The organism is Xanthomonas arboricola pv. juglandis (assembly GCF_905367715.1).
In the GTDB taxonomy this organism is placed as follows: domain Bacteria; phylum Pseudomonadota; class Gammaproteobacteria; order Xanthomonadales; family Xanthomonadaceae; genus Xanthomonas; species Xanthomonas arboricola.
On sequence record NZ_HG999362.1, the window covers coordinates 3,824,932 to 3,845,740 of the forward strand.

The 20,809-nt window shown below is 65.2% G+C and carries 19 protein-coding genes; 5 read left to right on the forward strand and 14 right to left on the reverse strand.

Annotated elements, in window-relative coordinates; translation table 11 throughout:
• Positions 1 to 300: 300 nt before the first annotated feature.
• From KHN93_RS16530 to KHN93_RS16550, 5 genes are read right to left on the reverse strand one after another with little or no spacing between them, the layout of a single operon-like run.
• On the reverse strand, positions 301 to 2,247 hold the full coding sequence (locus KHN93_RS16530) for a type IV pilus secretin PilQ (protein WP_104559950.1): 1,947 nt from the start codon (positions 2,245 to 2,247) through the stop codon (positions 301 to 303).
• Between the two features lie 19 nt (positions 2,248 to 2,266).
• Positions 2,267 to 2,800, reverse strand: a complete 534-nt coding sequence (locus tag KHN93_RS16535; RefSeq protein WP_016903584.1) for a pilus assembly protein PilP — start codon at positions 2,798 to 2,800, stop codon at positions 2,267 to 2,269.
• Positions 2,797 to 3,462: a type IV pilus inner membrane component PilO gene (locus KHN93_RS16540; RefSeq protein ID WP_024938132.1), complete on the reverse strand. Its 666-nt coding sequence runs from the start codon at positions 3,460 to 3,462 to the stop codon at positions 2,797 to 2,799. The genes KHN93_RS16535 and KHN93_RS16540 overlap by 4 nt, the downstream gene beginning before the upstream one ends.
• On the reverse strand, positions 3,459 to 4,229 hold the full coding sequence (locus tag KHN93_RS16545) for a PilN domain-containing protein (RefSeq protein WP_104559951.1): 771 nt from the start codon (positions 4,227 to 4,229) through the stop codon (positions 3,459 to 3,461). The genes KHN93_RS16540 and KHN93_RS16545 overlap by 4 nt, the downstream gene beginning before the upstream one ends.
• Positions 4,229 to 5,287, reverse strand: a complete 1,059-nt coding sequence (locus tag KHN93_RS16550) for a pilus assembly protein PilM (protein WP_039423791.1) — start codon at positions 5,285 to 5,287, stop codon at positions 4,229 to 4,231. The genes KHN93_RS16545 and KHN93_RS16550 overlap by 1 nt, the downstream gene beginning before the upstream one ends.
• 214 nt (positions 5,288 to 5,501) lie before the next feature.
• Between KHN93_RS16550 and KHN93_RS16555 the strand changes: the two genes are divergently transcribed.
• Together KHN93_RS16555 and KHN93_RS16560 are read left to right on the forward strand one after the other, a co-directional pair.
• A complete protein-coding gene (locus tag KHN93_RS16555) occupies positions 5,502 to 7,928 on the forward strand; it encodes a penicillin-binding protein 1A (RefSeq protein WP_486684695.1) in 2,427 nt (808 codons plus the stop codon).
• Between the two features lie 214 nt (positions 7,929 to 8,142).
• On the forward strand, positions 8,143 to 8,793 hold the full coding sequence (locus tag KHN93_RS16560) for a hypothetical protein (RefSeq protein ID WP_104559953.1): 651 nt from the start codon (positions 8,143 to 8,145) through the stop codon (positions 8,791 to 8,793).
• Between the two features lie 102 nt (positions 8,794 to 8,895).
• Here KHN93_RS16560 and KHN93_RS16565 read toward each other — a convergent pair whose 3' ends face one another.
• From KHN93_RS16565 to KHN93_RS16605, 9 genes are all read right to left on the reverse strand, one after another.
• Positions 8,896 to 10,185: a citrate synthase gene (locus KHN93_RS16565; RefSeq protein ID WP_024938127.1), complete on the reverse strand. Its 1,290-nt coding sequence runs from the start codon at positions 10,183 to 10,185 to the stop codon at positions 8,896 to 8,898.
• Between the two features lie 228 nt (positions 10,186 to 10,413).
• Complete coding sequence (locus tag KHN93_RS16570) at positions 10,414 to 10,656, reverse strand: type B 50S ribosomal protein L31 (RefSeq protein WP_024938126.1); 243 nt, start codon at positions 10,654 to 10,656, stop codon at positions 10,414 to 10,416.
• A gap of 71 nt (positions 10,657 to 10,727) precedes the next feature.
• Positions 10,728 to 11,666 carry a nucleoside hydrolase gene (locus KHN93_RS16575; RefSeq protein WP_039519221.1) on the reverse strand — a complete coding sequence of 313 codons (939 nt, stop codon included), beginning with the start codon at positions 11,664 to 11,666 and terminating at the stop codon, positions 10,728 to 10,730.
• Positions 11,667 to 11,794: 128 nt separating this feature from the next.
• Positions 11,795 to 13,939, reverse strand: coding sequence for an ATP-dependent DNA helicase RecG (gene recG, locus KHN93_RS16580; RefSeq protein ID WP_211920818.1), 2,145 nt, complete (start codon positions 13,937 to 13,939; stop codon positions 11,795 to 11,797).
• Positions 13,940 to 13,968: 29 nt separating this feature from the next.
• Complete coding sequence (locus KHN93_RS16585; protein ID WP_024938123.1) at positions 13,969 to 14,349, reverse strand: RidA family protein; 381 nt, start codon at positions 14,347 to 14,349, stop codon at positions 13,969 to 13,971.
• Between the two features lie 280 nt (positions 14,350 to 14,629).
• Positions 14,630 to 16,801 carry a RelA/SpoT family protein gene (locus KHN93_RS16590; protein ID WP_039525675.1) on the reverse strand — a complete coding sequence of 724 codons (2,172 nt, stop codon included), beginning with the start codon at positions 16,799 to 16,801 and terminating at the stop codon, positions 14,630 to 14,632.
• Positions 16,802 to 16,928: 127 nt separating this feature from the next.
• Positions 16,929 to 17,228, reverse strand: coding sequence for a DNA-directed RNA polymerase subunit omega (rpoZ, locus tag KHN93_RS16595; protein ID WP_002812428.1), 300 nt, complete (start codon positions 17,226 to 17,228; stop codon positions 16,929 to 16,931).
• Positions 17,229 to 17,355: 127 nt separating this feature from the next.
• On the reverse strand, positions 17,356 to 17,967 hold the full coding sequence (gmk, locus tag KHN93_RS16600; protein WP_039525672.1) for a guanylate kinase: 612 nt from the start codon (positions 17,965 to 17,967) through the stop codon (positions 17,356 to 17,358).
• A gap of 151 nt (positions 17,968 to 18,118) precedes the next feature.
• Positions 18,119 to 18,979: a YicC/YloC family endoribonuclease gene (locus KHN93_RS16605; protein ID WP_047124720.1), complete on the reverse strand. Its 861-nt coding sequence runs from the start codon at positions 18,977 to 18,979 to the stop codon at positions 18,119 to 18,121.
• Between the two features lie 109 nt (positions 18,980 to 19,088).
• On the opposite strand from KHN93_RS16605, the gene rph reads away from it, so the two are divergent.
• From rph to rdgB, 3 genes are read left to right on the forward strand one after another with little or no spacing between them, the layout of a single operon-like run.
• The gene (gene rph / locus KHN93_RS16610) at positions 19,089 to 19,814 is read left to right on the forward strand and encodes a ribonuclease PH (protein ID WP_024938119.1); all 726 of its coding nucleotides are present in this window, start codon (positions 19,089 to 19,091) and stop codon (positions 19,812 to 19,814) included.
• The gene (locus KHN93_RS16615) at positions 19,811 to 20,203 is read left to right on the forward strand and encodes a VOC family protein (RefSeq protein WP_211920820.1); all 393 of its coding nucleotides are present in this window, start codon (positions 19,811 to 19,813) and stop codon (positions 20,201 to 20,203) included. The genes rph and KHN93_RS16615 overlap by 4 nt, the downstream gene beginning before the upstream one ends.
• A complete protein-coding gene (gene rdgB, locus KHN93_RS16620; protein ID WP_016903568.1) occupies positions 20,200 to 20,799 on the forward strand; it encodes an RdgB/HAM1 family non-canonical purine NTP pyrophosphatase in 600 nt (199 codons plus the stop codon). The genes KHN93_RS16615 and rdgB overlap by 4 nt, the downstream gene beginning before the upstream one ends.
• Positions 20,800 to 20,809 lie beyond the last annotated feature (10 nt).

Consider the following 20,809-nt stretch of genomic DNA (forward strand, 5'->3'; position numbering starts at 1 on the left):
GTGACCGATTCGAGCGCAATTGGTTCACTCGGTCATCCCTGAGCATTCAGCCAGTGACTCCGGGCATGAAACAGGTCACACAAGCAGGGACTGCAGGCATCGCGCCTTGGCAAAGCAATCAGGCCAGCACGATCACACCACAAGGGGAAACGGTCCAGAGGCCTTGATGGTTTTTGATGCAAGACAACATATCGCTTGCTTGTGACCACGCCGGCGGCCCAAACCGCCTACCGCCTTTAACGACATGCTTCATCATGAAAAAAGGCCGCTTTCGCGGCCTTTTTCCGACATGGCTCCCTCTTAAGGGGTAGCACTCGCAACACGTAACACCTTCGGGGTAACGAAGACCAGCAACTCAGCTTTTTCTTTGCTGCGTCCACGTTTCTTGAACAAATTTCCGAGGAATGGGATGTCGCCCAGGAAGGGAACCTTGGAGACGCTCTCGCGATCTGTGAATTCATAAACACCACCGATTACCACCGTCTCGCCATCACCGACCAAAACGGCGGTGTTGACCTCACGACGATTGATTTCCGGCACGGTGCCATAGCCTTCCAGAATGATAAACCGCGCGACTTCGTCTTTCTTGACATTCATGTTCAAGAAAACGCGATTGTCATTGGTAATGGTCGGAGTGACTTTCAGCTCAAGCAACACTTCTTTGAACTGTACATTGGCTTGCGCGGCCGAACCGGCAGCGCCGCCGCCGCTGATTGTCACATAGCCGATTTCCCGTCCCTGCTTGATGACACCCTCACGCTGATTGGCAGTGACGATTCTGGGATTTGAAACGACCTCGCCACGCCCCTCCTCTTGCATCGCCGAAAGCTCGATATCGAGATTGAAATTGGAGCCCAGCAGCGTATATGCCAAACCTGCTGCCCTGCTGTTGGTAAACCCGCTTGCACCAAGGTCCACATTCAACCCAGTCGGGAATAGATGCGACGCTAGCGTTGTGCTTGTGCCCGTGTTGGCAAGTTCATTGGCACGCTGAGCCGAGGTGTTCTGGAAATTGACATTACTATCCAATGAGCCGCTCAGAATACCGCGGCCAGTTGAACCAGTGATGCCAAACCGCGCACCGAGGTCACGCGCAAACGTGTCGGTCGCGATCACAATGCGGCTTTCGATCAACACCTGATCCACCGGCCGATCGATATGCGAAATCAGCTCGCGCATCTGCGCGACCTTCTTCGGAATATCGCTGATCATCAGGGTGTTTGTGCGCTCGTCGGCAACCAGGCGACCGCGAGGCGACAAAAATCCATTGTCCTGCTGGCCACCTTGTCCACCTTGACCGCCGCCCTGACCACCACCACCGCCACCAATCCCCTTGGCCTCCGTCAGCGCTTTGAAGATCACGGCCGCGTTGTGGTAATTGATCTGCACGTAATCGGTGATCAGATCCTCGCGGTTCTCGATCGCGATGCGGGCGTCTTCCTTGTCCTGCTCGAACTTGGCCAGCTCCGGCTGCGGGGCGACCCACACCACGCCGCCGTCGCGGCGCTTGTCCAGCCCCTTGGCACGCAGCACGATGTCCAGCGCCTGGTCCCACGGCACGTTCATCAGGCGCAGCGTCACATTGCCCTGCACGGTGTCGGAGGCGACGATATTGAGGTTGGATTCCTCGGCGATCAGCTGCAGCACGGTGCGTACCGGCACGTCCTGGAAGTTGAACGTCACCGGGCGGCCGCTGTAACCGCGCGCAGCGATCTGCGCGGCGGCCTGGGTGACGGCTGCGGCGCTGACACCCCCGACCGCGGGCTGGCCCTTGCGCGGAGTGATTTCGACCACGTATTCGTTGCCGGTCTGGTAGGCCAGCGAATCAAACGCGCCCTTGGTCGACAGCACCAGCTGCGACCCCGAGCCGGATGGCTTGACCTCGACACGCTGCACCGGCGTTGCAAAGTCGGTGACGTTGAGCGGGCGCTGCAGTTCGGCGGGCAGGCGCGCGTTGCTGATGTCGACCAGCACGTTGTCGCCCTGCGTGCGCAGATCCGGGCTGGCGCCCTGGCGGTCGAACTGCAGGATCAGACGGCCAGCGCCATCCTCGCCACGTTTGAAATCGATCTTGGACACCGCCAGGCTCGCCGGAGCGGTCTTGGCCGGATCCTGCGCAGGCTGCTTCAGTGCTGCCGCCGAGAACGCGCTACCGCTCGCCAGCGCCAGCGCGAACCCCATCGCGCAGGCCTGGAATACCGCGTGGCGCCGAACCGGACGCAGCCGCCGGGCATTGGAAAACGTCATCGTGCTATCCCCTATCACTTTATTGATCATCCAATGCGAGCGCGGCCGGCCGTTCAAGCCATCCACCCGCACCGTCCGGCACAAGTTCAATCAGCTCGATGCGGTCTTCGTAGACCCCGGTGACCCGGCCATCGCTCTGTCCCAGATACACGCCCGGCCGCACCCGGTAGGTCACCTTGTCGGGTGCCATGACCAGCGCAACCAGGCCCGAGCCGCCGCCAATGGTCCCCACCATGTCGAGGGCGTCGAGCGGATAGGCTTCCAGCGGCTCCTTGCGCCGGTTCGGGTCCGGACGCGTGCCGTTGCCGCCTTCCGCACTGACCCAGGCATCGCTGAACGGGTCGCGCATCGATTGCGCGGCATATTCGAACGTCTCGAATTGCTGCATCACCGGCAACGGCTCCAACGGCGGTGCCGGCCGTGCGCGCACTTCGGCGACCCAGGCTTCCAGGTTCGGCGCATCGCCCGGTGTGCTGGTCACCCCGCGCGTACACGCCGGCAATACAGCAATTAGCGCCACGCAGGACAGGATCTTGAGCAGTTTCGTGGTCATTGGCCGCCCTTCTTCGCAGCGTCGGCCGCAGCCTTCTCCTGCTCGGCCATTTCCTCATCGTCCAGATAACGATAGGTCTTGACCGTGCCGGACAGTTCCAGCGCCCCGCGCGGGGTGATGCCGGCCTTGGGGTCCCTCGGCTTGAGGTTGATGTCGTGCATGGTCAGGATCACCACGCGCGGCAACGACGCCACACCGCTGACGAAGGCACCGAACTGGTGATAACTCCCCACCATGCGCAAGGCGATCGGCTTTTCGGCGTAGAACTCCTTCGGCGATTCCGGGCCCGGCTGGAACAACTCGTTGGACAGGCCGCTGGACAGCGCGGTCTGCGAGATGTCGATGATCAGATCCGGCATTTCGGTCTTGCTGGGCAGCTGCCGCAGCATCTGCTGCAGCACCTGTTCCATCTGCGCGAGCTGCTGCTTGAGCGGCTCCAGATTCACCGCACGACCCTGCTGGGTCTCGAACTCGGTGCGCAGCTGCGTTTCGGTGCCTTCCAGGCCTTCGAGTTCATCGCGCTTGCCGCTGATCAACAGGAACCAGGCCAGCACCATGATGAACAGGCCGACCACCACGCAGAACACGATGCGTGCCTGCTGCGGCCAGCCGCCGATGTTGTTGAAATCCAGATCGCTGAGCTTGAATGCTTTCTTACTCATGACGCCGCCCCCTCCTGCGGCCGATTGGCGGACGCCGGCGCTGGCTGCACGGGTGCAGGAGCAGCGGCCGGCGACGTGGCAGGCGCAGGTGCTGCAGGTGCCGCCGCTGGCGCGCCCGCAGGGGCCGTCGCTGGCGTTGCACCCGGCGCTTGCGCATCGACCGGTGCGGTGCCGTTCTTGTCGGCCTCGTTCGGATTGGCCAGCTTGACCTTGAGCGTGAACACGTACGGCAGCGTCTTGGTGTCCATCGACGGTCCCGCAGGCTGCCCGGCCTTGTCCTGGCTCTTGGCCTCGATGATCGACAGGTCCGGATTGGTCATCCAGCCCGAGCTTTCCAGGTTGCGCATATACGTACTGACGCGCGCGTTGGATTGCGAACGCCCTTCCAAGGTCAGGATGTCGCCGTCCTGCTTGATGTTGGTCAAGGCCACGCCATCAGGAATGGTGCGCACCAGCGAATCGAACAGATGCACCATCTGCGAACGATTGGCCTGCAGCTCCTCGATCACCTTCTTGCGGGCGAGCAGGCGGTCCTTCTTCTTGTCGAGCTCCTTGATCTCTTCGTTTTGCGCCTTGACCTTGTCGATCTCGGCGGTCAGGAACGCATTGCGCTCGGTCTGGCCGCTGATCTGGGCGTCGTAGTAGAACCAGATCAGGACCGACAGCAGCACGCCGCCCAACGCGGCGAAGCCCAGCATCGAATAGAACTCACGCTCGCGCGCCTTCCGGCGCTCGGCGCGCCAGGGCAAAAGATTGATTCTTGCCATCAGTCAAAGCTCCTCAGGGCCAGGCCGGTGGCGATCATCAATGCAGGTGCATCCAGCGCCAGCGCATGCGCCTGGACCTTCGGGCCCAGCGTCATCTGCGCAAGCGGGTTGGCGACCACGGTGGTCACGCCGAGCTGCTCTTCCACCATCTCCGGCAGGCGCGACAGCGCAGCGCAGCCGCCGGCCAGCACGATGCAGTCGACGCGATTGAATTCGCTGCCCGCGTAGAAGAACTGCAGCAGACGGCTGATCTGCTGCACCGTCGCTTCCTTGAACGGCTCCAGCACTTCGACCTCGTAGCTCTCCGGCAAGCCGCCCTGACGCTTGGCAAGGCCGGCCTCCTCGTAGGTCAACCCGTAACGGCGCATCACCTCGTCGGTGAGCTGCTTGCCGCCGAAGACCTGCTCGCGGCTATACAGGCTGCGACCGGAGCGCAGCACGCTCAACGTAGTCATGGTCGCGCCGATGTCCACCAGCGCAACCACCGCATCGGCGGCCACCGGCAACTCGCTGGCGACCAGGGCAAAGGCGTTCTCGACCGCGAAGGCCTCCACGTCCATCACCTTGGCGGTCAGGCCACCGAGTTCCAGCGCGGACTGGCGCAGTTCCACATTCTCCGAACGCGAGGCCGCCAGCAGCACCTGGACCATGTCCGGGCTGTTGGGCATCGGGCCGAGCACCTCGAAGTCGAGATTGACTTCCTCGATCGGGTACGGGATGTAATTGGTGGCTTCCAGTTCGACCTGGGCTTCCAGATCGCTGTCGTCCAGATCGGCCGGCATCGGAATCAGCTTGGTGATCACCGCCGACCCGGCCACCGCGGCCGCGGCGTTCTTGGCCTTGCTGCCGGAACGGTTGATGGCGCGACGAATCGCTTCGCCAACCGCCTCGACTTCGACGATGTTCTTTTCCACGACCGCATTCGGCGGCAACGGTTCCACCGCGTAATGCTCCACGCGGAAACGGTTCCCGCTGCGCGACAGCTGCAAGAGCTTGACCGCAGTGGAACTGATATCGACACCAATCAGTGGCGATTGACTCTTGGGTAGAAGCCCCACGGAAACTCCCCTGCCGATGGGCACTTGGACGCTTGTCTGCGCCCTCGTATTAATAATTAAATTTTAACAGGTGACAAGCCCTTCACGCGCAAGGCAATGGCCCCGCGACGTGACCCCAGTGCTGTTTCCTGCGATCCCCAGAGTTCGGCCCCAGCCAAACCCGGCGTCATCTATACTCTGTGACCAAGAAATCTGCAATCGGAATCTCTCTTACATGCCCCGTATTCGCCGTTGGCTGGGCTTGATCCTGGCCGCGTTCGTGGTGCTCGCCCTGCTTGGCGCTATTGCTGCCGGCGGCCTGTATTACGCCATTTCCTCCAAGTTGCCGGACGTGCAGTCGCTCAAGCAGGTCGAGCTGCAGGAGCCGATGTACGTCTATTCCAGCGACGGCCGCCTGATGGCCGTCTATGGCGAGACCCGGCGCTACCCCGTCCAGATGAAGGACGTGCCGCTGCGCCTGAAGCAGGCCTTCCTGGCGACAGAGGACGCGCGCTTCTACGAACATGGCGGCGTGGACTACAAGGGCATCGCCCGCGCGGTGTGGCTGCTGGCCAGCACCGACGCCAAACGCGTGCCGGGTGGTTCGACCATCACCCAGCAGGTGGCACGGCAGTTCTTCCTCAGTTCCGAATACAGCTACACCCGCAAGCTCGCCGAGATCCTACTGGCGCGCAAGATCGAGAGCGAGCTGAGCAAGGACGAGATCTTTGAGCTGTATCTCAACAAGAGCTTCTTCGGGAACCGCGCTTACGGCGTGGGTGCTGCGGCCGAGTACTACTACGGCAAGAAGATGAGCGAGTTGAGCCTGGACGAGATGGCCTCGCTGGCCGGCATCCCCAAGTTCCCGTCCAGCGGCAACCCGATCAGCAATCCGGAACGCGCGCAGGAGCGCCGCGATTACTACGTGCTGCAACGCATGGCCGACCTGGGCTTTGTCAGCCAGGCCGAAGCCGATGCCGCCAAGGCGGTGCCGATGCACGCCAAGCCGCACGAGCCGCCGGTCGAGGTCTACGCCCCGTACGTGGCCGAGCTGGTGCGCCAGGAAATGATCGCCAAGTACGGCGGCGATGTGCTCAACAAGGGCTACCACGTCACCACCACCATCGATGCCACGCTGCAGACCGGCGCCGATGCGGCGGTTGCCGAAGGCCTGCGCCTATACGACCACCGGCATGGCTGGCATGGGGTGGAGCAGCATTTCGATGTCACCGCCGATGCGGATGCCGCGGCACTGGCCAAGCATCTGTCGGGCGTGTTCACCCAGGGCGGCCTGCGCGCGGTGATCGTGGCACGCACCAATGCCGACGGCGGCGTGACCGTCGTGCAGAGCGACAAGACCGAGCTGACCCTGCCGGCCAGCGCCAGTCGCTGGACCAACAAGACGCCGGCCAAGCTGCTGACGCGCGGCGACCTGACCCGCATCCGCGCCGGCGAGAAGGACGGCGAGTGGATCATCGACCAGTTGCCGCGCGGCCAGGCCGCGCTGGTGTCGCTGGATGCCAATAGCGGCGCGCTGCGGGCGCTGGTCGGCGGTTTCAGCTTCGCCGGCAACAAGTTCAATCGCGCCACCCAGGCACGCCGCCAGCCGGGCTCGAGCTTCAAGCCGTTCGTGTATGCGGCCGCGTTCGAGAAAGGCTTCAACCCGGCCTCGATCGTGCTCGATGCGCCGGTGGTGTTCCGCGACCGCCGCGGCAAGACCTGGTCGCCGCAGAACGACGGCGGTGGCTTCCGCGGTCCGATGCGCTTGCGCGAGGCACTGGTGCAATCGCGCAACCTGGTGTCGGTCCGCTTGCTGGATGCGATCAGCGTCGATTTTGCACGCAAGTACATCAGCCAGTTCGGCTTCCAGGAAGCCGAGCTGCCGCCCAATCTGTCGATGTCGCTGGGCACGGCCTCGCTGACGCCGTTGTCGGTCGCGCGTGGCTATGCGGTGTTCGCCAATGGCGGCTCGCGGGTGGAGACCTGGATCGTGGACGAGGTCAAGGACCGCGACGGCAATGTGGTCTTCAAGGAAGTGCCGGCGGTGGCCTGCCGTACCTGCGCCTTGCAGGGCGGCAATGTCGCGCCGGTGAGCCAGGTGGTGGACGGCTTCAACTTCGGCGCCCCCGCCCTGCCCAAATCGATCGAACCGACCACGGCGACGCCGGCCACGCCGGCGGAGACCGCCCCGGCAGCCACCGCCGAAACCAAGATCGCGCCGCGCGCCATCGACGAGCGTACCGCCTATCAGCTGGTGTCGATGATGCGCGACGTGGTCCAGCGCGGCACCGGCACTGCGGCCAAGGTGCTCGGGCGCGAGGACGTCGGCGGCAAGACCGGCTCGACCAACGATCACCGCGACGCCTGGTTCTCCGGCTTCGGCGGCCCCTACGCCACCACGGTGTGGGTGGGTCGCGACGACTTCCGCTCGCTCGGCTATCGCGAGTACGGCGGCAAGGCGGCACTGCCGATCTGGATCGACTACATGCGCGTGGCGCTGAAGGACAAGCCGATCGCCGCCAACGACCCGCCCGACGGCATGACCCAGGCCACCATCAATGGCGCGGTGGAATGGGTGAAGAACGAGGACCTGGATCGCCTGCAGGACTACGACTACGGCCTGCAGGAACAGCAGGACGAGAAGGCGTTCGATATCTTTTGAGGGCCGGGAATCGGGAATCGGGATTGGGGAATCGGAACGGCTTCTTCCGCTCGATTCCCCAATCAGGTTCGCGGAATCGACTGCCTCCAGTTCAGTAGAAGGCAACGGGTAATCACCGTTGCGTGATTGCCCTTGCAGGGAGACACGGGGGCATTCGCCACCTCTTCATGCCGCTGTTGTAGAGTCGAACCAGGTTCATTAGGGGAGCCCGGTCATGCATCACGCGCGCGAACACGCCGATACGCGAACCCGAGAACGTCGCCATCGCCTGGCGCACGAAGCGGCCCGGCTGATGGCCGAGGGCGGCATCCGCGATTTTCATCAGGCCAAGCTCAAGGCGGCCAGCCGGCTGGGCATCCACGACGACGCATCGCTGCCGCGTAACCGCGAGATCGAAGATGCGTTGCGCGAGCACCAGCGCCTGTTCGCCGGGCCTGCGCACGGGCTGCGGCTGCGCCAACGTCGCGAAGCCGCATTGCGCGCGCTGGAGTTTCTTAGCCCGTTCCAGCCGCGCCTGGCCGGCCCGGTGCTCGATGGCACGGCCGACGCCAATGCGCCGGTGCAGCTGCAGTTGCACAGCGACGATGCCGACGCCGTGCAGCGCTTCCTGGAAGAACACCGCATTCCGGCCGAATCGCGTACGCGCCGGCTGCGCCTGGACCGCGAGCGCACAGCCGAGTTTCCGGTGTGGCTGTTCAGTGCCGAGGAACTGAGCTTCGACCTGACCGTGCTGCCGTACGATGCCTTGCGCCAGGCACCGTTGTCGCAGCTGGACGAAAAACCGATGCAGCGCGCCTCGGCCGCCCAGTTGCGTCAGTTGTTGGCAGAAGAGGATGGTGACCACGCCGTGCCGCGCACGCGCTGATCGCAGCGCGCCATGACGCGTGACCACTGACCACAACGCCAACCCGCAAAAGCAAACGCCCCGCAGTGCGGGGCGTTCGTTCAAGCAGACAACCGCAGGCGCTTAGCGCTGGCCGGCGTCGGTGTAGTCGCGCTTGTCGTAGCCGGTGTAGATCTGGCGCGGACGGCCGATCTTCATTTCCGGGTCGACCTGCTGCTCCAGCCAATGCGACACCCAGCCGGCGGTGCGTGCAATGGCAAACATCACGGTGAACATTTCCACCGGGATGTTCAGCGCCTTGTAGATCAGGCCCGAGTAGAAGTCGACGTTCGGGTACAGCTTGCGCTGCACGAAGTAGTCGTCCTTCAGCGCGGCTTCTTCCAGCTTCAGCGCCACTTCCAGCAGCGGATCGTTGACGCCCAGTTCGCCCAGCACCTTGTGGGTCATCTCACGGATGATCTTGGCGCGCGGGTCGAAGTTCTTATAGACGCGGTGACCGAAGCCCATCAGGCGGAACGAGGAGTTCTTGTCCTTGGCCTTGGCCACGGCGGACTCAACGTTGTCGGCGGTGCCGATCTCTTCCAGCATCTTCAGCACGGCTTCGTTGGCGCCACCATGTGCCGGACCCCACAGCGCGGTGATGCCCGCTGCGACCGAGGCGTACGGATTGGCACCGGTCGAACCGACCAGACGCACGGTCGAGGTCGAGGCATTCTGCTCGTGATCGGCATGCAGGATGAACAGCAGATCCAGCGCCTTGGCCACCACCGGATTGATCTCCAGCGGCTCGCTAGGCACCTCGAACATCATGTGCAGGAAGCGGTCGACGTAGTTGAGGTTGTTGCGCGGGTAGCGGATCGGCCAGCCGATCGAATAGCGGTACGCGGCAGCAGCCAGGGTCGGCACCTTGGCGATCAGACGGATGGCGGCCTGGCGGCGCTGCTCCGGATCGTTGAGGTCCAGGGTGTCGTGGTAGAACGCCGACAGCGAGGCGACCGAACCGGCCAGCATGGCCATCGGGTGGGCGTCATGCCGGAAGCCACCGAGGAAGTTCTTCAGCGACTCGTGCATCATCGTGTGGTGCGTGACTTCGTGGTCGAACTTCTTGAATTCGTCCGCGGTCGGCAGCTCGCCGTTCATCAGCAGGTACGAGACTTCGAGGAAGCTGGACTTCTCGGCCAACTGTTCGATCGGGTAGCCGCGGTACAGCAGCACGCCGTTGTCGCCATCGATGTAGGTGATGGCCGACTTGCAGCTGGCGGTGGCGGTAAAGCCCGAGTCGTAGGTGAACAGACCGGTTTCTTTGGTCAGCTTTGAAATATCGACGCAATCATTGCCAAGCGTGGGCTTGAGAACCGGCAGAACGACCGACTTGTCGCCGGCGTTGAGCGTGACCTGATCAAGATCGGACACTGTGTACGCTCCTTCAGTGGAAGGCGCCTGTCACCAAATGGGCAGGCACGTGATGGAAGTCCAGGGCATCGCCCCGGATCACGTCATTATCGCACAGCAACATTTTGGCCGTCGCTTGGACAGAAGTCGTAGACGCCCCGTCGACGGCGTGAAAACGAAGTTGCCGCCGCCCAAAAAACAACGGCCGCGCAATGCGCGGCCGCTGCTGGTACAGCCCGTCCTGCAAGCTCAGCGCGCGTAGCGCTTCTGGAACTTGTCGATCCGGCCGCCGGTGTCGATCACCTTGTGCTTGCCGGTATAGAACGGGTGCGAGGCCGAGGAGATATCCACCTTGATCAGCGGGTATTCCTGGCCGTCTTCCCACTTCACGGTCTCTTTCGAGCTCATGGTGGAACGGGTCAGAATCTTGAAATCGGACGTCACGTCGTGGAAGACGACGTCGTTGTAGCTGGGATGAACGTTATCTTTCATGGACTTGGCGCCGGGCTGCCTGGATAAGCCGGGCATTATAGCGGCCTCCAGACGCCCGGCGCAAGATCGCCCTAGCCTGCGGCCAACGCCGCCGCGACCAGGCCGAAGAATTGCGGGCGATCGTAGTCCAGCAGCAGGTTGGCGTTGTCGGGGTTGCCATCCCGGCGCTCCCAGTCCACCAGGGTCATGCCGCGGGTGTGGGTACCGGTCAGCTCGATATGCACTGGCCGCTGCTCCAGCCGCTGCGCGCCCTCCGGATGCAGCGCGAACGCCATCGCCAGCGCGTCGGCGGCGTACCAGTGCTCGCCACGGCTGTCTTCGGACCACAGCCGGGTCTTGCGCGAAATTTCCTCGTAGAACCGCGCCTGCGCGGAGTCAGCTGCCAGCCACTGCTCGACATCGCGATGCAGCAGCCCGTGCGCGATGGTGGCTTCCCAGTCGGCCACGTCGAACTGCGGAAAACCGCGGAACACGATATGTGCCGCTTCCGGGTCGAAGCCGATATTGAATTCGGCCGCGGCGGTGATGTTGCCGTGCCCGGTCAGCGCCCCGCCCATCACCACCAGCCGCGCCACGCGCTGCGGCAGGGTCGGATCCAGCGTCAGGGCCAGGGCCAGATTGGTCAACGGGCCGAGCGCGACCAGCAGCAGCTCGCCGGCGTATTCGTGCGACAGGCGCAGGATGGCCAGCGCGGCGTGCTCGGTCTCGGCAGTGCGTTTGGCCGGCGCCAGGCCGACATCGCCAAAGCCGTCGATGCCATGCACATGCGCCGCGTCCACCGAGGGATGCAGCAGCGGCTGCGGGCAGCCCGCATAGACCGGCACATCGTCGCGCCCGGCAATCTCGCAGACCTTCAAGGCGTTGCGCACGGTGTGCTCCAGGCCCACGTTGCCGGCGGCGATGGTCAGGCCAACGACGTCATGCCGGGTGTCGTTGAAGGCCATCAGCAAGGCCAGCGCGTCGTCCACGCCCGGGTCGGTGTCGATCAGCAGCGGTATCTTTTTGGTCATGGGATCGGAGATTGGTCATTCGGGATTCGTTGCCGCATCTTCGCAAGGATCGGCCGGTCACGCGAACCTACAGGCCGCAGCAGCCAGCTCTGACCAATCCCGAATCCCAAATCCCCAATCCCCGCCACTCAAGCAGCGGCATAACGCACCGCGCTGCCGATCCAGCGCGCGACCACGCGGTCGGCAATGTCCGGCGCTTCGGCCAGCAGCCGTTCGGCGAGCACCTGCACGCGCGGCAGCAGCCCGGCATCGCGGGTGAGATCAGCGATGCGGAAACTGGCCAGGCCGGTCTGTCGCGTGCCCAGCAATTCGCCGGGGCCACGCAGCTCCAGATCCTTTTCCGCGATCACGAAGCCGTCGTTGGTCTGGCGCATGGTTTCCAGGCGTTGCCGCGCCATCATCGACAACGGCGCCTGATACAGCAGCACGCAACTGGACGCGGCCGCGCCGCGGCCGACCCGGCCGCGCAACTGGTGCAACTGCGCCAGACCCAGGCGCTCGGCATTCTCGATGATCATCAGCGAGGCGTTGGGCACGTCCACGCCGACCTCGATCACCGTGGTGGCGACCAGCAGATCGGTCTGGCCCTGCTTGAAATCCAGCATCGCCTTCTGTTTTTCCGCCGCTTTCATGCGCCCGTGCACCAGCGCCACGCGCACGCCGGGCAATTGCGCGGACAGGGCTTCGAAGGTGGCCTCCGCCGCCTGGGCCTCGATCCTCGGCGGGCCACTGGGCGCGTCCTTGCCGGGCTCCTCGCTTTCTTCGATCAAGGTGCAGACCCAATACGCCTGGCGCCCTTCGGCGCAGGCGGCGCGGATGCGCTCGACCAGGTCCGGCCGACGCTCGGCGCTGAGCACGATGGTCTGCACCGGCGTGCGCCCAGGCGGCAGCTCGTCGATGGCCGAGACATCCAGATCCGCATAGGTGGACATCGCCAGGGTGCGCGGGATCGGCGTGGCGGTCATTACCAACTGATGCGGCACGCTGCCGGCGGCCGCCCCCTTGTCGCGCAAGGCCAGGCGCTGATGCACGCCGAAGCGGTGCTGCTCGTCGATGATGGCCAGCGCCAGATCGTGGAAGACCACCGCGTCCTGCATCAGGGCATGCGTGCCGACCACCACCTGCGCCTGGCCGGAGGCCACCTCGGCCATTGCCGCGGCGCGCGCCTTGCCGGTGACCTTGCCGGCCAGCCAGACGATGCGCACGCCCAGCGGTTCCAGCCAGCCACGTAGATTGGTCAGGTGCTGCTCGGCCAGCAGCTCAGTCGGCGCGGCCAGTGCGACCTGCTTGCCCTGCTCCACCGCCAGCATCGCGGCCAATGCGGCGACCACGGTCTTGCCGCTGCCGACATCGCCCTGCACCAACCGCAGCATCGGCGACGGTTTTGCCAGGTCGCGGGCAATCTGGGCGAACACGCGCTGCTGCGCACCGGTAAGTTGGAACGGCAATGCCGCGCGCAGCTGCTGTACCAGGGTGCCGTTGCCAGGCAGCAGCGGTGCGCGGAAGCGCTGCAAGGCGATGCGCTGGCGACGCAGGCTGAGCTGATGCGCCAGCAATTCTTCGATCGCCAAACGTTGCTGGGCCGGATGCCCACCTGCGAGCAGTTGCTGCGGGTCGGTGTTCACCGGCGGGCGATGCATGGTCAGTAGCGCGCTGCGCAGCGAGGGCAGTTGTTCGTCCTGCAACCAGTGCGGCGGCAGCAGTTCCAGCGCGGCCTCGGCCGGCAAGCGCTCCAGCGCCTGGCCGATGAGTTTGCGCAACGTGGCCGGGCCCACGCCTTCCAGCACCGGATAGACCGGATCCAGGCTGTCGCCCAGCCCGGCATCCTCGCCCGGTGCCAGCACGCGGTAACTGGGGTGCACGATTTCCCAGCCGTTCTGTCCCGGCTTGGGCGTGCCGAACACCCGCAGCCGCGTGCCCGGTGTGAACTGCGCGACCTGGGCGGCGCGGAAATGGAAGAAGCGCAGCACCACGCTGCCATGCGACTCGTCCGAGACCGCCACCCGCAACACCGGCCGGTAACGGAAGCCGCGCTCCACCGCATCCACACGCCCTTCGATCTGCGCCGGCACGCCGCTCTGCAACTGCGCGATCGTGGTCAGTCGCGTGCGGTCTTCGTAGCGCAACGGCAGATGCAGCCACAGATCCTGCAGCGTCGAGATGCCGCGCGCAGCGAATTTCCCGGCCACTTTCGGGCCGACGCCGGGCAGGCTGGCAAGCGAGGCCTGGCCTGCGACGGCCAGGCGCGGGGTGACGGTCGCTACGCGCGGCACGGCAGGGCGCTCGGGTCAGCCGAGCTGGATCAGTCGAGCACCATCACCGCATCGACCTCGAAGCCGGCACCCTTGGGCAGGCCGGAAACCTCGATGGTCGAACGCGCCGGGAACGGGGCCTGGAAATACTCCTGCATCACTGCGTTGACGGCGGCGAACTGGCCGAGATCGGTGAGGTACAGGCCCAGCCGCACGATCTTGTCGAGCGAGCCACCGGCGGCTTCGGCCACCGCCTTGAGGTTGTCGAACGCGCGGCGTGCCTGCACGCCGACATCGCCCGGCACGATCTCGCCGGTGGCCGGATCCAGCGGGATCTGCCCGGAGAAATACACCGTGTTGCCGGCACGCACGGCCTGCGAATACGGGCCAATGGCGGCAGGCGCCTGGTCGGTATGGATGATCTGGGACATGGAAGCTCCACTGCAAAGATGTGTGCTGCAGTTTAGGCGTTTGTGCGGATTTGCTCGACTGTTGCGCACGATCTTGTTGCCACGCATCTTGCGAAGATCGCCAGGCACCGTGCTGGCGTACCGGACAGATCGCGCTGCACGGGCGGCGTGGAGCCTGACCGAGCACGCGCGCGGCGGCCACTGCCTGCCGCCGCGGCAGGCCTGAGACCCGACGTCGGCGCATCAGTGCACGCTATTGCGCGGGCGGCCTCAGCGCCGCCTCTCGACAGGGCCCGGGCCGCTACTGCCGCCCCACGCTCTGCACCACATGCAGACGCCGCAGCCGGCGCATCACTTCGGCCAGATGGCGTCGGTCGCGGACCTGGATGTTGAAGCGCAGCACCGCGGCGTTGAAATCGCGGTCCAGGTAATCCACGCGCTCGATATTGGACTGGCTCTGCGCAATCGCCGCAGCCAGCTGGGCCAGCACGCCGGTACGGTTTTCCACCTCGACCACCAGTGCGGTGTCGTAATCGCCGGTCACGCCCGAGTCCCAGTCGATCGGCACCCAGCGTTCGGGCGATTTGCGCAGCTCGGCCAGGTTGGGGCAGTCCAGACGGTGCACCACGATGCCTTTGCCGGCGGTGTGGTAACCCATGATTTCGTCGCCGGGAATCGGCTGGCAACAGTTGGCGAAGCTGATCACGCCGCGCTCGCTGCCGTCGATCAGGATCTTTTCGTGCGAATGCTTGGAGTGGCCGCCGCCGCGCAATTCGGCGTAGGCCATCAGCGCCTGCGCGGCCTGGGTCGGCATCCAGTTGCCCAGCGCCACATCGGCCAGCAAGGCTTCCAGGCGGGGATAGCGATGCTCGGTGAGGAAGGCGTCCAGGCGGCCCTTGGGCAACCGCTCGAGCGAGCTGTCCATCGCTTCCAGCGCGCGATCGAGCATGCGGTGGCCGAGCTGCACGGCGTCCTCGTGTTCGAGCTGCTTGAGCTGGTGACGGATCGCGGTACGCGCCTTGCTGCTGACCACGAACTCCAGCCACTGCGGCTTGGGCGTGGCCGAGCGCGCGGTGATGATTTCCACCGCCTGGCCACTGGCCAGCTTGGTGCGTAGCGGCACCAGTTTCTTGTCCACCCGCGAGGCGACCGCGCGGTTGCCCACGTCGGTGTGCACCGCGTAGGCGAAATCCAGCGCGGTGGAGTTGCGCGGCAGCGCCAGGATCTTGCCCTTGGGCGTGAACAGATAGACCTCGTCCGGGAACAGGTCGACCTTGACGTTGTCCAGGAACTCCAGCGACGAACCGGCCGCACGCTGCGAATCGATCAGCTCCACGATCCAGTCATGCGCGCGGCTCTGCGCGCTGTTGGGCGAGGCCGAGCCAACCTTGTAGGTCCAGTGCGCGGCCACGCCGCGTTCGGCGATCAGGTCCATCTCCTCGGTGCGGATCTGCACTTCGATCGGCGAGCCGTACGGGCCGAACAGCACGGTGTGCAGCGACTGATAGCCGTTGGCCTTGGGGATGGCAATGAAATCGCGGAAGCGCCCGTCCAGCGGCTTGAAGGTGGCATGCACCGCACCCAGCGCGTGATAGCAATCGGCCACCGAGCGCACCACCAGGCGGAAGCCGAACACATCCATCACCTGGTCGAAGGACTTGTTCTCTTCGTGCATCTTGGAATAGATGCTCCAGGGCGTCTTGATGCGGCTGACCAGGCGATGCTCCAGCCCTTCCTTGGCCAGTCGCTGCGACAGCTGCACTTCCACCTGCGCCATCGATTCGCGCCGCACCACCGGCTGGCTGCGGATATGTTTTTCGATGATGGCGTGACGCCACGGATACAGCGCGCGGAAGCCCAGGTTCTGCAGCTCGGACTTGATCAGGCTCATGCCCAGGCGCTGGGCGATCGGCGCATAGATTTCCAGCGTTTCGCGCGCGATGCGGCTGCGCGCCTCGCTGCTCTGCGCGCCCAGCGTGCGCATGTTGTGCAGGCGGTCGGCCAGCTTGATCATGATCACGCGCAGGTCGCGCGACATTGCCAGCAGCATCTTGCGGAAGCTCTCCGCAGCCGCTTCCTGGCGGTCGCGGAACTTGAGCTTGTCCAGCTTGGTGACGCCATCGACCAGCTCGGCCACCGCTTCGCCGAATTCCGACGCCAGCTCTTCGCGGGTCAGCGGGGTGTCTTCGATGGTGTCATGCAGGATCGCGGCGATCAGCGATTCCATGTCCAGGCCGAGCTCGGCGAGCACGCCGGCCACCGCAACCGGATGGGTGATGTACGGCTCGCCCGACTTGCGGGTCTGGCCGGCATGCGCGCTGGCGCCCACTTCCCAGGCACGGCGCAGGATCGGCAGCTGCTCCTTGGGAAGGTAGCTGGCCGCGCGTTCGAGGTGCAGGACGTAGTCGGGGATGGCCTGGTCGGAAGACGGAGACGTCACGACGGTCGCCTGGGCAGTGGGGCCTGGGTTCATGCCGGAAGACTATGCCAGCAACGCAGTCACGGCAAACGTTTGCACACTGCAGGCGACAAAGCGGGCCCGAAACGAAAACAGCCCGCACATGGCGGGCTGTTCAGATCGATCGCAGCGATGCGAACAATCAATCGTCGTTCTTGGACATGTCTTCGTCGGCGACGACTTCGGCAGCGGCCCATTCCAGCGCTTCGCGTTCGGCGCGCTCGCGCTCGGCCTTCTCGACTTCGTCGATCAGCGCGTTGTCGATCCGGCGTGCGGCGATCTCGCGCAGTGCCATCACGGTGGGCTTGTCGCTGGCGTCGGCATTTTCGATCAACGGCTGCACGCCGTTGGCGAGCTGACGGGCGCGCTTGGACGCCATCATGACCAGCTCGAAACGGTTGTTCACGACTTCCAGGCAATCTTCTACGGTAATGCGGGCCATGCGGGCTCCCGGCGACCAGCAACGGCCGCGCATCGAATGAGGGAAAGGGGGCGGAGTGTACGCCCGGGCCGCCGTCACGGCAACCTGGGCCTATTCAGTTTCCTTTGGAATCAGGGATTTGAGCCGCTCAGTCCAGCAAGGCCCGGATCAACTCGGCATGCCGCTGCTGTTGCGCCTGCCGGCGCAGCCGGCTGGCGGTGAAGATCGCGCACATCTCCGAGACCGCGGTGTCGAAGGTCTCGTTGATGATGACGTAATCGAACTCTTCGAAATGCAGCATCTCTTCGCGGGCAGCGGCCAGGCGCTGCGCCATCACGTCCTCGCTGTCCTGGCCGCGCTTGCGCATGCGCTCGTCCAGCGCCTGGCGCGACGGCGGCAGGATGAACACGCTGACCGCGTCGGGCACCTTCTGGCGCACCTGGCGCGCGCCCTGCCAGTCGATCTCCAGCAGCACGTCGTGACCGGCGGCCAGCTGCGGCTCCACCGACTGCCGCGCGGTGCCCTTCCAGTCGCCATGAACCAGCGCGTATTCGAAGAAGTCACCGGCTTCGATCATGCCCTGGAACTCGTCGGCGGAGACGAAATGGTAGTGCTCGGCATGCCGTTCGCCCGGCCGCGGCGCGCGCGAGGTGAACGAGATCGACAAGGCGATCTTGGGATCACGCGCCAGGGTGGCGTTGACGATGCTGCTCTTGCCGGCGCCGGAAGGGGCCGCAACGATATAGAGGGTGCCGCGCATAGGGTCAGGGATTCGGGCTTGGGGAGTCGGGATTCGCGAACGGGCTGCGGACCGGTACCACCGGGGTCGATATGCTACCGGTATTGGCCGCGCCCCGCTGAAACCCGGGATGGCCGCCGACCAATCCCGAATGCCCAATCACCACTCCCGGCTATTCGATGTTCTGCACCTGCTCGCGGATCTGGTCGATCAGCACCTTCAGATCCACCGCGGCGTTGGAGGTGCGGCTGTCCACCGACTTGGAGCCGAGCGTATTGGCTTCGCGGTTGAATTCCTGCAGCAGGAAGTCCAGGCGGCGGCCGACCGGCTCGCGCTGCCTGAGCACGCGGCGGATCTCGGCGATGTGGCTGGACAGGCGGTCGAGCTCTTCGTCCACGTCCAGCTTCTGCAGCCACAGCACCAGTTCCTGTTCGGCGCGACCCGGGTCCACCGGATGCGGCAGATCGGCCAGACGGGCGGCCAGCTTGGCACGCTGCCCTTCGCGGATGACGGGAATCAGCGTGCGCACCTCGGCGGCAATGCGTTCGATCGCATCGACCCGCTCGCTGATCGCATCGGCCAGCTTGCCGCCTTCGCGCTCGCGCGCGGCGACGAAACTGTCCACCACCTCGTCCAGCAATGCCAGGGCCTGCGCCTGCAATGCAGGTGCGTCCACGTCCTGCACCTGCAGCACGCCGGGCAGCTGCAACAGATCGGTGAAGCCGACCTGCAGCTTGGGGAACATGCCGTCAAGGCGCGTGGCCAGTACGCCCAGTTCCTGCAGCAGCGATTCGTTCACGGCCAGGGTCTGCGCGTTGTCCGGCGCACGCAGGCGCAGCGCCAGATCCAGCTTGCCGCGGCTGTTTTTCGCCGCCACCCGCTCGCGCAGCAGCGGCTCCAGCGCACGCAGTTCTTCGGGCAGGCGCACGCCCACTTCCAGAAACCGATGGTTGACCGAGCGCAGCTCGCAGCCGAGCGTGCCCCAGGGCGTGATGCGTTCGCCACCAGCAAACGCGGTCATGCTTCGAATCATCGTCAGTCCCGTGCCTTCAAAGCGCGAATGGTACCCTAGAGGCCCGCGCTGGCTGACCGCCCCGCCACGCGCCGACCCAGACCCACCTCCCGACTTCCGGACTCATCGCATGACCTTTTCCCGTCCCAGCGGCCGCACGGCCGACCAGCTGCGCCCGGTGCGCATCGAACGCGCCTTCACCCGTCACGCCGAAGGCTCGGTGTTGGTCAGCTTCGGCGACACCCGCGTACTGTGCACCGCCAGCGTGGAAAACCGCGTCCCCGGATTCCTGCGCGGCAAGGGCGAAGGCTGGGTGACCGCCGAATACGGCATGCTGCCGCGCTCGACCCACACCCGTTCCGATCGCGAAGCCGCACGTGGCAAGCAGGGCGGACGCACGCTGGAAATCCAGCGCTTGATCGGCCGCGCACTGCGCGCCTGCGTGGATCGCAATGCCCTGGGCGAGCGCACCATCACCCTGGACTGCGATGTGCTGCAGGCCGATGGCGGCACCCGCACCGCCGCGATCACCGGCGCCTACGTGGCGCTGGCCGATGCGGTGAACCTGCTGCTCAAGCGCGGCGACATCAAGAAGCATCCGCTGATCGGCGCCGTGGCCGCGGTGTCGGTGGGCATCTATCGCGGCGAGCCGGTGCTGGATCTGGACTATCCCGAAGACAGCGACTGCGACACCGACATGAATGTGGTGATGAATGACGGTGGCGGCTTCATCGAGCTGCAGGGCACCGCCGAAGGCCACGCCTTCCGCCGCGACGAACTCAACGCATTGCTCGCACTCGCCGAACAAGGCATGAGCGAACTGTTCGCCCTGCAACGCGCTGCACTGGCCGGATGAGCCGGCGCATCGCCCTGACCACCCTGCTGGTCGCCGATTACGATGCGGCGATCGCCTGGTACACCGGCGCGCTGGGCTTCCAGGTGCTGGAGGATCGCGCACTTGGCGACGGCAAGCGTTGGGCGGTGATCGGCCCGGGCAGCGCGCAGGACGCCGGCTTGCTGCTCGCGCAGCCGGCCGACGCCGCCCAGCGCGCGCGCATCGGCGACCAGACCGGGGGGCGGGTGGATCATTTTCTCTACACCGACGACTTCTGGCGCGACCACGCGGCGATGCAGGCGTTCGGGGTGGAATTCCTGGAAACCCCGCGCGAGGAACCGTACGGCACGGTCGTGGTGTTCCGCGATCTGTACGGCACCAAGTGGGACCTGCTGGAGCCCAAGCAATGAAACAACTGGTCCTGGCCAGCGGCAACGCCGGCAAGCTGGAAGAACTGCGCGCCATGCTCGCCGACCTGCCGCTGCGCATCGTGGCGCAAGGCGAGCTGGGCGTGGACGATGTGCCGGAAACCGGCCTGACCTTCGTCGAGAACGCCTTGATCAAGGCACGCCATGCCAGCGCGGTCACCGGCCTGCCGGCACTGGCCGACGACTCCGGCCTGATCGTCGATGCGCTCGGCGGCGCACCCGGCCTGTACAGCGCGCGCTACGCCGGCAGCCCGACCGATGCGCAGGCCAACAACGCCAAGCTGCTCGACGCCATGCGCGCCGTGCCGGCCGAGCGCCGCAGCGCGCGGTTTTACGCGGTGATCGTGCTGCTGCGTCACCCGGAAGATCCGCAGCCGCTGATCGCCGAAGGCAGCTGGGAAGGGGTGATCACCACCGAACCGCGCGGCACGGGCGGCTTCGGCTACAACCCGGTGTTCCTGGATCCGGTGCATGGCCTGACCGCTGCGGAGATGGATACCGCGTTGAAGAACAGGCTGAGCCACCGTGCGGTGGCGCTGGCCACGCTGCAGCACAAGCTGCACGCCCTGTCGCTGTGAACCCTGGCCT